Source organism: Candidatus Poribacteria bacterium (assembly GCA_026702755.1).
Taxonomy (GTDB): Bacteria; Poribacteria; WGA-4E; order WGA-4E; family WGA-3G; genus WGA-3G.
The window spans coordinates 47,561-61,927 of sequence record JAPPBX010000117.1 but is presented as its reverse complement, the minus strand read 5'-3'; the positions used below and the strand labels follow the sequence as shown (position 1 = coordinate 61,927).

Below are 14,367 nucleotides of genomic sequence, written 5' to 3'. Positions count from 1 at the left end.
CCTTCCATCCTTCCTTTCTTCCATCCAAGAGTTTGCTACTCTTCAGGTTCTGTCTCCCCAGAAGACTCTTCGGCGTGCTCTTCCTCCGATGCCTCTTCGGCTTCTTCGGATTGTGCCTCCGGGATGCGATCTATGTAGGTTTTGACCTCGGCACGTTCACGAAGCTGACGAATCCAATCATCCATGAGTTGTTGTCGTTTTTCGCGTTCCGCTTTCCGCTCGACACTCTTACGAACATCTTCGTCGTCAAATGGCTTTTGGTATTCGTCACGAGCCTCATCTTTTCGGAATATCATGTAGTACTTCTGCCCCTGGACATCGACCTCAATAACCCCATCATGGAGTTTACCGATCTCCGCAGCGAACGCTGCATCTAAGAAAGGCTCAGTTCCCGTTGGGAAGGAATCCCGACCAATGTAGTTCGTGTCACCGGGGGTGGCTGGATTCGCCCCAGGACCGACGAGTTCACCGCGATCGGAAAGCTCTTGGGCGGCCTCAAGGATGTCTTTGCCGCCTTTGATTTGTGCGAACGTTTCATCAGCGCGCTCTTTATCAAGAAGCGTAATACATGAAAGCCTCACTTGCTCAGGGCGGACGTAGTCCCCTTTGTGCGTTTCATAGTGTTGAATATAGTCGTCTTCACTTAAAGTGAGCTTATCGTCAACCTCTTGCGTCGTAATCCTCTTGACCATCAACTCGTGAAGGTAATCCTGAACCTTCTTGAGAATTTCCGCGTCTTCATTGAGCTTTTCGTCCCGGGCGAGATTGAGAATTAAGCGACTCTCTGCCATGAGAAGCATATAGGTTTCTAATCCCTCTTTGTCTTGATATTGACGCTGCTTGTACTCAGGGAGTTCGCTAATCTCTTGCATCATCTCTTCAAGGGTGATGCGTTGTTTACCATTCCAATCAAATTCAGCAATGACTGTTCCGTCAGCACCAATTGCCTTGTCACCACAGCTATAGAAAATAGGGTGTGTGGCAAGAATCCCAAGTAAAAGTAAAGGGACAACCGGAAGCCGGAACTGACTATTGATTCTGCCCATGAGGCGGGCAACTGCTGTGAGCATTTTTTACTCCTTTTCTTATGGCTATCAGCAATCAACAAAAAGGGTTCTTTGTAACAATTTACTGCGCCCTACGAGTACACCAAGATAGGGTCTCTTGTTACAGATTTACTTCTTCACTGATGGCTGACAGCTAATTGCTACTGGTCTGACTCGTCGGTTTCCGCTTCTTCTGGTTTCGGCGGTTCCGGAATATTTTCAGGATAGGTGCGTAACTTGCCTTTCTCAGTAATTTCGGTGACCCATTCATTGATGCGTGAGCGTTTCTTTTCACGTTCAACCGTCCTTTGGATATCGCTCTTGACTTCATCGAATTCCTGCTGACGGTCTGGATGGTGTTCTTCCTTACGGAAGATGAGGTAGAAGGTTTCCTCATTGACATCAGTCTCAAAAAGGACATCCGTCATTTCGCCGATTTCTTGCTCAAAAACAGCCTCAATGAATTCCTCCCAGCGCGGTGAGGCAGACTTTGTGAAGAAGTAGGTATTGCCCGGATCATCCGGGTCGGAACTACCGGGTCCATTAGCAAGTTTTCCAGCTTCCGAGAGCTCCTTCGCCATCTCAATGATGTCCTTACCCGCTTTGATAGCATCCAACGTCTCATTGGCGAAATCTTCGTCATCAAGGGTAATGCAGGTTGCGCGAACTTTGGCATCCTCAACGTATTCACTCAAATTCGCTTGATAGTGCGTCATGAGCTCCTCGTCGGTATAGACAATTTTATTATCTACTTCCGCCTCGGTTAACTTCTCAACCATGAGCTGATGGGTGTAATCTTCGAGTTTGTTGAGGTGTTCGGGGAGCGTATCAAACCCCTCGTCAGCAGCACGAAGGATTTTGAGTTTCTCCTCTATCAATTCCTCAAGATACTCGGCTTTGTCTGCTCGACTCTTATAGTTCTGCTGACGGTAAACCGGCAATTCTGAGATTGCCGCGTTCAGGTCTGCCAACGAGATTTGATGGGATTCACCGTTCCATTTGTATTCCACCAAAATCACTTGGCTCTCGTCCATAGCAGGTTCAGGTTGTTCATGACCATCAGATTGAACAAACCGCCATGTCAACAGACAAGTCATAGCGACAATTACAAAAATAGTAATCGTTTTTTTCATATTTTTAATGTTCCTTGCGGTTCAGTCAGGCGGATTTAGGAAATGAAATGCCTTTCCGTATATCCAGCCTGCCCATTGGTTAGGCTTACGCACTTTGGAAAATGTGCGTAGCACGTCTTTCTCAGTGGAGCTTCGCTTTTACGATTACGCAACAAACAACTTTAAGGTTTGTTGCAGTTCGATTAACATATTCGTGCCAGTTACTCCCGGCATCCGAATTTTAAGTTGTGCCGGGGGTTGTAGTTCAAGTTCCTTACTTTGGTGGACAATCTCAACCAATTTCTTCACATTAATTCGCGGTTTTCGTTCGTCAAAAGTAACCTTTACCTGCTCCTTTCCAGCAACAATGGCAGTAATACCAAGACGTTGACTGAGCTGCTTGATGTTGGCAATCTCCAGTAACACTTCTGTAGGCTCCGGAATCGCACCGTACCTATCTCTGAGCTCTTCGCGGAGTTCATCAAGTGCATCCGGATCCTTTAACCCAGCAATTTTCTTGTAGATAGAGATCTTCTGACGACTGTCCGGTACGTAATCATCAGGCAGATACGCCTCAACGGGGAAACTGATACGTGTTTCCACGGTTTCCTCGACTGTTTCACCCTTCAATGCCATGACTGCCTCTTCAAGGAGTCTACAATAAAGTTCATAGCCTACGGTGACAATATGACCGTGCTGTTCCGCACCGAGAATATTCCCGGTCCCCCGAATCTCTAAGTCTCGGAGGGCTATTTTGAAACCTGAACCGAGGTCTGTGAACTCCTCAATAACCCGGAGTCTTTTCTGAGCACCTTCAGTAATCGCTCGGTCTTGCGGATAGAACAGATAGCCATAAGCCTGCGTCGTCGCACGACCAACACGTCCACGCAACTGGTAGAGTTGCGCTAAACCGAGGGCATCTGCCCGATTAATGAGGATAGTATTCACGTTAGGGATATCCAGACCTGACTCAATAATCATTGTGCAGACGAGGATATCGTGTTTGTGGCGAATAAACTCAAGCATAATGGTCTCTAATTCACGCTCTGGCATTTGTCCGTGCGCGACAGCGATACGCGCCTCTGGTACGAGTTCCTGAACTATTCGCGCGATACTTTGAATATCCTGAACGCGGTTATGAACAAAAAATATCTGTCCATCACGACTTAATTCGGTAATGATCGCTTCACGAATGACCTCGCTATCATAAGGCATAACGAATGTCTGAATCGGCAACCGATCTGCTGGTGGGGTATTAATAATACTAAAATCCCGTATACCAACAAGCGACATGTGAAGCGTACGTGGAATCGGCGTAGCAGTCAACGTAAGCACGTCAATCGTCTCTTTAAACTGTTTGATTTTCTCTTTGTGCTTAACGCCGAAACGGTGTTCCTCGTCAACGATCAAAAGCCCAAGGTTGTCAAATTCGACCGTTTTGTAGAGGAGACTGTGCGTCCCGATAACGATATCCACCGTCCCGTTTGCCAATCCCTCTTTAATCTCCTTTATTTGCTTCGGTGTCCGGAACCGGTTTAACATCTCAATATTGACTGGAAAAGATTGAAAACGTTTCTCAAAGGTGTCGTGGTGTTGGAGTGCGAGAATCGTGGTAGGCACAAGAATCGCTACCTGCTTTTCAGACATAACAGATTTGAAAGCGGCACGCAACGCGACCTCCGTTTTTCCGTAACCCACATCTCCACAGACGAGTCTATCCATTGGACGCTCATCTTCCATGTCGGTTTTCACGTCTTCAATCGCTTGGAGTTGATCATCCGTTTCCTGATACGGGAAGAGTGCTTCAAAGTCAGTTTGCCACGGCACCTCAGCCGGAAAACTGTATCCTTTCCGCGCTTGGCGAAGGGCGTACAGTTTGAGCAATTCATCCGCCATCTGTTCAATTGACGCTTTGACTTTACTTTTTCGTCGTCCCCAAGCGGTCCCCCCGAGCCTGTCAACACGCGGCTTATAGTTATTGTCCTTGCTGCCGATATACTTCTGAACAAGGTCAACCTGATAGGTCGGCACATAGAGGATGTCGTCCGCGCTGTATTTGAGTATTAGGAAATCCTGTGATTTGCCATCAATTGCCAATCGGCGTATCCCATCATAAACAGCGATGCCGTGTGAGACGTGTACGACGTAATCTCCAACCTTTAGATCGATTAGACTGAGAATCGGGGTGCCATCTGTAGACGGTCTGTGCCGGATCGGGCGACGCTGGCGACTGCCGAAGAGTTCATCTTCAGAAATGACAATAAGATTTAGCGATTCATTGAGAAACCCTTCACTAATTGCTCCCACGCTGGTGTTAATGTCTGGAGGAAACAACTCGCGCTCCGCTAAAATCTCAGAGACACGCTTTGACTGTTGAGGCGTTTCACAGAAAACATGAATCTGCATGCCTTCAGCTGTCCACGTTTTCATCTGGTTAATGACCGTCTGATAGTTGCCAGAGGGCAATACAAGCGGTTTCATTTCAAAATGCAGTGGTTCCAAGGCATTTTCTACGGCTTCACGAGGCGGTGCCAAAGACGTTGAGATGACGGGATACTTCTCTAATTCGATACTGAGTGTTTCAAAGGAGACTAACAACTCATCCGGCGGGACCATGAGGCTCGATTCTTCCAACTTCTTTTGAAACAATTCCTGCATCCGCTCGTGCATCTGCGATGCTTCGCGCTTCTGCCACTGCGGCTCTATCAAGCAGACGATTGTATCGTCAGGTAAATAATCGGTGAGGAGTCCAGTTTCAGGGATGAGCATTGGCAAAAACGCCTCAATGCCATCATTGAGTGGGCATTCTTCAAGCCGATATTGAGACGACGCAGCCTCCGTTAAACTTTGTGTTATTTCCCGGACAGCATTTATTAATTGCGGTGTCGCATGCTCCTGAATCAATTCATCCACCCGGGCTTGCCAATGATCAACGGATACATCATCGGAAAAAACTTCCCGTAGCGGTGTAAATGAAACCGACTGAACCGATTCTGTTGAACGTTGCGATATTGGATCAAAGGCGCGGATAGCATCAATTTCATCGCCGAAAAATTCGATGCGTACCGGGGTGTCAGCAGTAAGCGGATAAACATCTAAGATATCACCTCTGCGTGCAAATTCACCCTTGACTTCTACGAGTTCAACGTTCTGGTAACCACCACGGATGAGCATCGCCGCGACATCGTCCGGGTCTATTTCATCTCCGAGGTTAAGAACACAACAAGCTACGGCAAAACGTTCGCGCGGCGGTAATTTGTAAAGCATCGCTTGGCTTGTTGTTACAACGACACTTCGTTCCTCGTGGACTAAGCGTTCCAGACACCGCATCCGGTCTGAGACAATGTTTTTAGGAGGGGCAATACGATCAAAAAGTTTCGGGTTCCAAGCAGGAAACAAGTTAATTTCAGGCTGTTCATCGGCAGTAAGGGCGGTTTCCAAGGTAGGGTATGACCGGTACGTACAGATCTCTTCCAAGACTTGTTCGGCTTCACGCTGTGAGGGCAGCACAATCAGGAAGGATTTTTCTGGAAAATCGTCAGTGAGCGTTGCCAAAAGATACGCGGTCGATGCGTTTGCCAATCCTCTGAGCCATGGGAGCTGCTTACCACCTTTGAGGCATGCCACCAGTGTTTGGTAATTTTCAGTTTTGCGTAAAAATTCTATCACTACTGTTTCCTTAATTGGCTGTCAGTCATCAGCCGTCAGAAAGAATCGCGAGCGCAGCTCGCTCCTACAAAACGAGAAACTGTCAGTCATCAGCCGCCAGCAAGAATCGCGAGCGCAGCTCGCTCCTACAAAACGAGAAACTGTCAGTCATCAGCAGTTAACCATCAACAGATGAGGTTTCCCAACCTCACCAGTGAAGTGCGGATCAGCGATCGGCTTTCAGTAAGGAACCTCTTTGCTAACTGCCGACTGCCGTGTCTCAGTCGGTAAATTCGATGTCGGCTAAAGTAGCATTTGCTGTCCAGCGTCCCCTTTTGGTTGCTGCTTTGACGAGTATCCGACGTTTGTCGTCCGTGAACCAGAAGCGGTCCCCTGTTGAAGTTCGTAAAACGAGGGTTGTGACGATGCCCAATTTCTTATTCTTTACCTTCTCTCTGCGCTCAACAGTGAGCGTAACCTTCTGAACCTTGCCCTTCGCTATAAGCGGAAAGAAATAAGTTTTACCAACTGCAAGCTGTTTAGAACGTAGGAAGTAGAGCATTGACAGTTCATCTTGTGTACCAGCAGGTATCTCTAATACTTTTGCCTCGCGTTTGTCAGGCGATTTCGGCTTCGGGCGCGAGATTTTTTCATAATCTGCTGTTTCCTCTCGGAAATCAATTGTCACAGTAGCACGATATTTTTGATCCCGCAACTGATTTCGGAAGCGGATGGGTGAGAGTGTCTTTGGATTCAAATACGTTTCTTCCTGCCTCCCAAAACTATAGAGTCTAAAAAGAGCACGGGTTTTCAGTTCAGACTGGATATGATAAACCGTCTCTCCATTTACTGCTTCTTCTTTAACAATCCAGTCTGTCCGTTGAGCAGCACGCATTTTTGCCACATGAATATTGTAAGTTAACTTTTCACCGACCCGTAGTGGGTGAGGCGCAATGTTTGGACTTTCAACAAGCGATTGGGAGGTGCCATTTACGGCAAGACAGCCTATAAGAAGAAAGATGAAGATTAGGTGCTCTGCGTACTGCAAATTTTTCACCCCAGACCCGGTAGGTGCGGATGTTAAAACCTATGTGTAAAGATTAGAGATCTGATACCACTACTCCTTTGTTGCACTTGCACGGAAAATCTTTGATTATTATACGCTTCGGCAGTCTTCGGGGCATCAAAAATATTCCAAATATGGATCCCGATGCCTGTTGCGAGAAGAACACCACTGAGAAATGCGTGGTTTTTCATTCGGGTACGTCCCTGATCGTATGTTAAAAACTCACCTGTCCGGATGTCCTGAAATCCAGTTTCAAAAATATCTTGCTTATTGTAATGTAGGGCGCGCGCGATGTTATAACCAGCAAATGCAAACGTACCCAATTCAACGGTAAGGAAAAGCGTTGCTTTTGTGTAATTACCGGCGTAAGCTTGACCCAAACCCGGCATAAGTATTGATAACCGCCTTGCCTTCTGGAGATCAAGCGCAGGGTAGTAGCGCTCTGGGTGTGACCGGAACAGTGGATACTCCGATTCAGTTTCAGGCGTATTCAAATAGTTACGCAGAAGCGGTTGAGTACTTTGATTTTCAGGCTTAGATTTCTCATCAGTGGTTTTGGTTTCAGCGTTCACCGAAACAGTGCCAATGATGAAAACAAGCAGAAATGTAAGAAGCATGTATAATAGAGGCGACACCTGTGCCGCCTCAAGTCTGTTTGTCATGAAGTGCACTCCTCATCAAGGGATCTTGAGAGACGGAGCCAATTGGACATTTTCAGGATCCGTCTGGTATGCCCAATCAAAAATGACGGCATCGTCATAAAGCTCGCGCACCCGAATCTTGGCGAAATTACCATCGGGTGTATAGATAGCATAGATATGTCCTTCGAGCAGTTCAACAAATAGCGTCGTGTACCCGACTTCTGGAACGACATCAACTTCATCAAAGTGTTCGTGATACCCTAAATCCTGCATGAGCGTTTCATTATCGGAATAGAGATAGGTGACACCGATTTCGATATCAAGTCCAAAATAGATATCGGTTGCGGCGGCATCCCACGGGATACTCCCTTTTTGCGGTTGTGAGAAATCGAAACCACTTCTTTCAGGAAAAAGGTTGTAGTCATCAAGCGCGATATTTCGTCCTTCCGGTCGTGGTGTATCCCAAGCATTTTCAGGGCTGAGATCACTTTCGTTTCCGTGAATGTCATAAGCGGAAACAGCGTAATAGTAGGTCACTCCATTTCGCACGGTTGTATCCGTGTAACGTGTGGTGCCTTGCGGTGCCTCTATCAACATTTCATTAAAATTCGTGCCGTCGGGACCTCGCCACACTCTATAGCCTGCCAAGTCGTATTCGCCGTTAGGATACCATTCAACAGTAACCTGTTCGTCCCCTGTGATCGTTCTGACACCACGCGGAATAGCGGGCGGTTCATCATCTCTATCGTCAGTAGTGTCAATGTAACAGCCACTGATGCCGCCAAACAGCATCGCGAACATTAGTGTAATGAGTATTCCGTTAATTTTAGATAACATTTGTCTATCTCCTTAAGAGTTTAAATTACATTTAGACTCTATAACGGAGATTTCCATAAAATCGTTGACAGACATTTTATTAAATAATATCACAAAAGCCTTGAGAATGCAAGTCAAAAATTGACATGCTGTCCCAATTATGATACAATACGAGGAATGCCTCGTAAAGTCCTTAATTCTTTGGATACTCACCGGAAGGCGTGGATACAAACCACATCCCTGAACTGCAAGGTAAAATTAAAAAATGAAAACACTTCTGATTCTGCGACATGCCAAATCCAGTTGGAACTACCCAGAACTCTCCGATTACGACCGCCCTCTCAATAGACGCGGTAAACGCGATGCGCCGCGTATGGGCGAACACCTACGTCAAGAAGGATTAATTCCTGATCGGATCCTCACTTCATCGGCAAAGCGTGCAAGAAAAACAGCGAGCAAAGTCGCAAAAACGTCCGGTTATATAGGAAAAGTAGAAAAGTTAGATGTATTTTATGATACTGTACCGGGAGTTTACTTTGAAACATTACAAGCACTTCCGAACAAATATCAGTGCGTTATGGTGGTTGGACACAACCCCACAATGGAACAGCTCGTGGGCCATCTGACAGGACTCATCGAACGAATGCCGACAGCAGCACTCGCCCACATTGAACTCCCTATAGAACGCTGGGAAGAACTCAATCTGTATACAAAGGGAATCTTAATCAGCTTATGGACACCCAAAACGCTTTTCATCGACTGAAACGCCTCTTAATATTCCTATTACTCGTAGGTTCTTGCCTATTGTGCAGGACCACGTCGGCTGAAATTCCAGTTTCAACCGCTATAGACGGACAATTCCTTCCATGGGTCGTGGACGACGGTGAAAACGGTGTTATCGTTATGTGGGAGGATTATCGGACTGGTAAGGATTGGGATGTTTACGCCCAACGTGTTGACTCCACGAACACAACGCGTTGGGAACAGAACGGTATAAAAATTTGCACAGCGGGTAGAAATCAACGTCGCTTACGGATGATTCGACACGACAGGCACGCGATTGTCGTCTGGAACGATAGACGTGTCAGAAGCAACTGGGATATTTACGCCCAAGCAGTGACGCTCGACGGTGAGATTCTGTGGCAAACAAACGGGATTCCTATCTGCACAAATAACGCAGACCAATCAACACAGGCGATCTTGAGCGATGGTAAAGGCGGTGCCATCTTTATTTGGGAAGATGAACGCCGAAGTTCTGAATTCCAAGACCTTTACATCCAACGGGTTAATGCCAAAGGAGAAACGATGTGGGCACCCGATGGAATCCCCGTTTTTCCATCGGAATCTCTACAAAGCGAGCCAATTCTGGTTGCAGATGGGTTGGGAGGCTTCTATGTGGTTTGGTGGGATGTTATCGGATATGATGCCTGGCATATCATGGCGTATCGGATGCGTTTAGACGCGACACCGTTGTGGGAGAGTCCGCGCCTTGTCTCCCCAACAGAAGGGATGCAAGGTGAACCGCGTGTGATTGCCGATGGCGAAGGCGGTATTATCGTGCTTTGGCAGGTGTACGAAAATTTCATCAACGATCAACTCTACGCGCAGCGAATGAGTCCTAACGGCAGTAAATTGTGGCAGGACACTGGTGTTCCCATCTGTACTGCACCGGGCATCCAAAAACACGCCTCAATTGTGAACGACGGCGAAGGGGGTTTTATCACCGTTTGGCGCGACGAACGCGATATCTATTCTGACCTGTACGCGCAGCGTATCCGTGCGGACGGAACCCCTGTCTGGAAAGAGGACGGCATTCCGCTCTGCACAGCGGGCGGTCACCAAGACAAACCGTTCATCGTGCAGACTGAGCAGGATCGATTTTCCGTGGCATGGGTAGATTACCGGGAAGACTTCGGTGAAGAGAGTAAAGATGCCATCTACGGACAGCAAATTGATCTATCAGGAACTCTGTTATGGGAAAAAAACGGCGTGCCCATCTCTACAAGCACGGGAAAACACTACCCACCTTTTGTGGCATCCGTTGGAAACGGGGAATGGGTTGTCGTCTGGAGCAACATGCAAGAAGACAAGGGTGATATTTATCTTGAACGATTTTAAGCATCCCTTTCCTCAGCGTAAAGAAAATGGCGAGGCACAGAGACCTCACCCTATTTTTATGTCGAACTTACGTTTGGTAGGTTGTGTTTAAATATGGACAGTAGGAGTGGAGGGACGAGCTTGCACGACAGGAATGACATAACTCCGAATCGTTAAATCTTGTATTGTTTCGGTTTCTACCCGGGGTTCCGGATTTTTGCGATGATCAAATACCACGTAATAGCCTTCGTCGGCATTTTCTATGCTGAGATACTTCGCGAGTTGCTCTTTACCCGCCTCATAGAGCAGATCACCCTCCCAAATTTTCGTTTCAACCACATACTTGCGGGCATCGTGGAGAATGAGCAGATCCATTCTGCCGCGCCCGGTTGGGACCTCAAGGTACATGTTCCCGCCAACGAGACGAACGAATTGGTCGAGATAGGCAAAAAGGAGATACTGCCCGACATACTCGTGGGGTGTGTCTGGAATTTGCAGTATTCTGAAACCTGCGCGGGCGATGAAATCCTTGAAGTTGTCAAGGAGGGATTGCATGTGGATGTGTCCATCAGGTGTAAGGTAATCGCGAAAGCCGGCACGGGTGTCTTCCGGGAGGTAGTCCCGCTCTAAGCCGTTAATGGGTTGCTTGAATGCCTGCATAATACGGAATTGATAGATTGGGTTAACAATCCTACACACACCACCGGTATCTTCCTCAATCACGCCATACGTAACGAGTTTGCTGATGGCTTCATTGTCCAAGTTGAAAGCCACGCCTTCATCGTAAGAGGTGATCTGCATCAGGATTTTCTCAAAACGCGGGTTTCTGCGGATATTCGTCAACAAATGCTGAATATTGCGGTTTTGTTCCCGAAGGAGCCGCGTATGTGCGCTTGAGAAATGCTCCATTGTAATCGGTCCAGTCTTTGGAATTTCCAGTTCTGTTGTGAGAATTTGGGCGCATCGGTTGACGAGAAAGGGCTGTCCACCTGTCTGTTTGTGAAGACTTTCGATGACTTCAGGCGCGAAGGCTTGGCCAACTTCGTCTGTATATTGTCCAAGAAGTTCACGCACCTGTTCGAGGGTGAAATTGGACACCGCAAACTCGTCATGAATATTGAAGGGGGATACTGAGCGGTCGTAATCAAGTTGGGCGATGCTCTTAACACCAACAATGCCGACGCTGTGTGGACATTGCGGAGCACTACGGGTGAGGTAGATACGGCGCAACGAATGGAGGAAACCTCTCACAGCAGTTTTGGGAATGGCATCAAACTCGTCAATGATAACAACAAAATTTTGATTACCAAGCAAGCTCGCCAAACGTTGGAAAAACCTTAGCATCGACAGATGATCCGTTATCTCTGCGGTGTCTAAAAAAGACACCAATGCTTCAGTAGGCAGGCTTCCATATTTTTCAAAATTGTGTAACATCCCTTCACGAATATCTTCAACAAGGTTTCTATAAAAATCGACTGGATCTACATCTACATACGCTTCAAAGTTAAGTTCGATAGGGAAATAAGTTGAATCCTCGGCGACAAGCATATCAAGTGCGAATTGGAAAAATGTAGTCTTGCCAGTTTGGCGCGGTGCAAAAATAACAAGGTATTTTCCCTGTTTGATGCGATCAATAAAGTCAGTGAGTTCAGCAGTCCGGCTGACAATGTAGTTTTTCTCTGGGGACACGGGACCTTCGGTTCCAAACGTTTTCATTGCTCTCTCATCAGTAGGAGTGGTATAGCATTAAGTGTATCCAATTGAAAAAATAAATTCAACATCCCATCTCTCTATGCTTCTCTGCTCATCTCAATGAGATGCGCGCCCTCCAATCCCGAACGGACATCCTCATCATAACTCGTCACGACCACCTGATGCTCTTCAGCGAGTTGACGGATAAAGTCTACCATCAACGCCTTCCGTTCACCATCTAAATGGAGCGTTGGATCGTCGAACACGAAGAAACCAGGATTACCCAATACCTTGGCGAGTGCAACTTTGAAGCAGAGATAGAGAAACATCTTCTCGCTACCGCTGAGCAACATTAAACTTCGATCGACACCATCTATTGTAAGTGAAGGGAGTAGGTGTTGGCGTTGCAAGTCAACGCGCGTTTGTCCGAAGAGCTGCATCCTTTCGAGCCAGTGATGCAATTCCGCCTCGGCAGGCTTTAGGATCTGTTGTTGGAGGGTTTCGATGGTTTTGTCAACGCCTGCACAGGCGAGTTCTAAACTCAGGAGCGTCTTTTCAACCTTTGCTGCGTCTCTATTTACTCTCTGGAGCGCACCAAGTCTGTCCAAGCGGACAGCCTCTTGTTGCTTGAGTTGATCCAGCCGTTTCCGTTCCTGATCAATTTGGGCTTTCAATTTCGGTTTGTCAAGACCGGCAGATGCTTCAGAAGGCAATTGTTCACCTTTTTGGATGCCCCTCTCAGCCAAACGAGAAGTTAGTGTACGGAGTTCGTTTTGAATCTCCTCAATTTCACCAGAGCGTTGTTCAAATTGCGTCAAAAGTCTCAGCAAAGTTTGCAGCCGTTCTTCAAGTTCGCGCCGACTCTCTAAATTTGTGGTTTCTGTGTCCAAAGATTGCTTGTAGGCATCCAATTCAGTTTGGCGTTGCGATTTTTCAGTCTCTTTTTCATCAATAATCTGTTGCACCACTTCCTGCTCAACCTTTTGATAGCAGGTTGGACAGTGCTGGTCGTTACTCTCAATCAAGGTACGGAGCGTATCACAGACGTTTGTCAACGCCATAATTTGTGATTCATGACTTCCAATTTGCTGTATGAGTTTCTCACGTTTTGTTTCTAATCCGACGGCTTCCTGAACGGCAGCCTCAATTGTGGCTATCATTTTCCGCAGATGTACGACACCCTCGAAACCACTCAATGCCTCGCGCTGTTCGTATGTCAGCGTATCCAATTGTTTTTGCAAGCGGTTCTGGTGCTGTAGCCACTCTGCGATCAGTGCAGCATCACCCGTTTCAGCACCGTAAGCGGCTTCCAAATCTTTCAACTTCGCTTCAATCCGCTTGATCTCGGCTTCGTTTGCGTTCTTAGCATTGAACCGCAGACTATTTTGATGGGCATGGATCCTTCCCTGTTCTCGCTTAGCGATACGGCGCGTGTCGATGAACCGCTGCCGAACCTCAATCAACCTATCGATACCGAGGAGGGTGTGAAGGATATCGCGACGGCTCGCTGTCTGGCGGGCGAGGAATTCAAAAATCTCTCCCTCGCGGAGGAAAGTAGTGAGGGCAAGTTGCTCGTGCATAATCCCGAATTGCTCCTGCAACATGGTCTCCGTCACCTTGACTCGCTTCTCATCAAAAAGGATCTGCCACGCGCCGTTTTTCTCAGAACGGAGTTGGATGCGCTTCCCGGTAGCACGGTAGAGCTGGTAACGCACACCATCCACGAGAAATTGAAGTCCGGCTGTACCGCTATAGGCTTTGGCGTTTTTAATGGCAGAGGTATCCACACGCGGAACAATCGGTTTCCCTGTCAGTGTGAAGAAGATGGCGTTGACAAGCGTACTTTTCCCACTGAAATTGGGACCAAAAATGAGATTAATGCCGTTATGGAGTTCAAAATCGCGCTGCTGGAAACAGCCAAAAGTCTTAAGCCGGATCCGTTCTAACTGCATATCAATCGTCTCTCTTTTGGTGAATGAGGTCATAAAGCATCTGTGCTCGGACCTTCTCACGTCCGTTTGTCAAAGTCAATTCAAAGGCACGCACAATCGCCTCAAGTTCCGCGGGACCTAAATCTCTATACTTCTCGTCGCGCTGAATAAGTGCCTCAATTTCCCTTCTGTAGATATCTTGGGTTTCATTTTCAAGAGAAATGTCCATTTTTAATTTTACCTTGCGGAGTAATGAAGTGCGTTTTGACTTTGAGGTACGTCCCTCAAATCCGTCCTCCACTACGTTATGGACTACGG

Annotated in this window: 11 protein-coding genes; 2 read left to right on the top strand and 9 right to left on the bottom strand. The window is 47.2% G+C overall.

What is annotated here, in order from left to right:
• Window positions 1–35: 35 nt before the first annotated feature.
• The 6 genes from OXH39_23375 to OXH39_23350 all read right to left on the bottom strand — a co-directional run bounded on the left by OXH39_23375 (window position 36) and on the right by OXH39_23350 (window position 8,350).
• The gene (locus OXH39_23375) at window positions 36–1,070 is read right to left on the bottom strand and encodes a peptidyl-prolyl cis-trans isomerase (GenBank protein ID MCY3553411.1); all 1,035 of its coding nucleotides are present in this window, start codon (window positions 1,068–1,070) and stop codon (window positions 36–38) included.
• 137 nt (window positions 1,071–1,207) lie between these two features.
• Entirely contained in the window at window positions 1,208–2,179 is a 972-nt protein-coding gene (locus OXH39_23370; protein MCY3553410.1) for a peptidyl-prolyl cis-trans isomerase, read from the bottom strand.
• Window positions 2,180–2,323: 144 nt separating this feature from the next.
• Window positions 2,324–5,827 (bottom strand): transcription-repair coupling factor, encoded by a 3,504-nt coding sequence (gene mfd, locus OXH39_23365; GenBank protein MCY3553409.1) that lies wholly within the window; start codon window positions 5,825–5,827, stop codon window positions 2,324–2,326.
• Between the two features lie 259 nt (window positions 5,828–6,086).
• Entirely contained in the window at window positions 6,087–6,854 is a 768-nt protein-coding gene (locus OXH39_23360; GenBank protein MCY3553408.1) for a DUF3108 domain-containing protein, read from the bottom strand.
• A 32-nt stretch (window positions 6,855–6,886) separates the two neighbouring features.
• On the bottom strand, window positions 6,887–7,534 hold the full coding sequence (locus OXH39_23355) for a hypothetical protein (GenBank protein ID MCY3553407.1): 648 nt from the start codon (window positions 7,532–7,534) through the stop codon (window positions 6,887–6,889).
• A gap of 15 nt (window positions 7,535–7,549) precedes the next feature.
• The gene (locus tag OXH39_23350; protein MCY3553406.1) at window positions 7,550–8,350 is read right to left on the bottom strand and encodes a fibronectin type III domain-containing protein; all 801 of its coding nucleotides are present in this window, start codon (window positions 8,348–8,350) and stop codon (window positions 7,550–7,552) included.
• A gap of 244 nt (window positions 8,351–8,594) precedes the next feature.
• Here OXH39_23350 and OXH39_23345 point away from each other — a divergent pair, with 244 nt between their 5' ends.
• Window positions 8,595–9,092: a histidine phosphatase family protein gene (locus OXH39_23345; protein ID MCY3553405.1), complete on the top strand. Its 498-nt coding sequence runs from the start codon at window positions 8,595–8,597 to the stop codon at window positions 9,090–9,092.
• Window positions 9,062–10,447: a hypothetical protein gene (locus OXH39_23340; GenBank protein MCY3553404.1), complete on the top strand. Its 1,386-nt coding sequence runs from the start codon at window positions 9,062–9,064 to the stop codon at window positions 10,445–10,447. The genes OXH39_23345 and OXH39_23340 overlap by 31 nt, the downstream gene beginning before the upstream one ends.
• Before the next feature lie 87 nt (window positions 10,448–10,534).
• On the opposite strand, the gene OXH39_23335 is transcribed toward OXH39_23340, so the two are convergent.
• From OXH39_23335 to OXH39_23325, 3 genes are all read right to left on the bottom strand, one after another.
• Complete coding sequence (locus OXH39_23335; GenBank protein ID MCY3553403.1) at window positions 10,535–12,142, bottom strand: AAA-like domain-containing protein; 1,608 nt, start codon at window positions 12,140–12,142, stop codon at window positions 10,535–10,537.
• Between the two features lie 74 nt (window positions 12,143–12,216).
• Window positions 12,217–14,070: an AAA family ATPase gene (locus tag OXH39_23330; GenBank protein MCY3553402.1), complete on the bottom strand. Its 1,854-nt coding sequence runs from the start codon at window positions 14,068–14,070 to the stop codon at window positions 12,217–12,219.
• A 1-nt stretch (window position 14,071) separates the two neighbouring features.
• On the bottom strand, window positions 14,072–14,278 hold the full coding sequence (locus OXH39_23325) for a hypothetical protein (protein MCY3553401.1): 207 nt from the start codon (window positions 14,276–14,278) through the stop codon (window positions 14,072–14,074).
• Between the last annotated feature and the right edge of the window lie 89 nt (window positions 14,279–14,367).

Bases quoted from the DNA above. Each gene is read 5' to 3' on its own strand.
- OXH39_23375 (MCY3553411.1), bottom strand. From the start codon at position 1,070: ATGCTCACAGCAGTTGCCCGCCTCATGGGCAGAATCAATAGTCAGTTC.
- OXH39_23370 (MCY3553410.1), bottom strand. From the start codon at position 2,179: ATGAAAAAAACGATTACTATTTTTGTAATTGTCGCTATGACTTGTCTG.
- OXH39_23355 (MCY3553407.1), bottom strand. From the start codon at position 7,534: ATGACAAACAGACTTGAGGCGGCACAGGTGTCGCCTCTATTATACATG.
- OXH39_23350 (MCY3553406.1), bottom strand. From the start codon at position 8,350: ATGTTATCTAAAATTAACGGAATACTCATTACACTAATGTTCGCGATG.
- OXH39_23345 (MCY3553405.1), top strand. From the start codon at position 8,595: ATGAAAACACTTCTGATTCTGCGACATGCCAAATCCAGTTGGAACTAC.
- OXH39_23340 (MCY3553404.1), top strand. From the start codon at position 9,062: ATGGACACCCAAAACGCTTTTCATCGACTGAAACGCCTCTTAATATTC.
- OXH39_23335 (MCY3553403.1), bottom strand. From the start codon at position 12,142: ATGAAAACGTTTGGAACCGAAGGTCCCGTGTCCCCAGAGAAAAACTAC.
- OXH39_23330 (MCY3553402.1), bottom strand. From the start codon at position 14,070: ATGCAGTTAGAACGGATCCGGCTTAAGACTTTTGGCTGTTTCCAGCAG.
- OXH39_23325 (MCY3553401.1), bottom strand. From the start codon at position 14,278: ATGGACATTTCTCTTGAAAATGAAACCCAAGATATCTACAGAAGGGAA.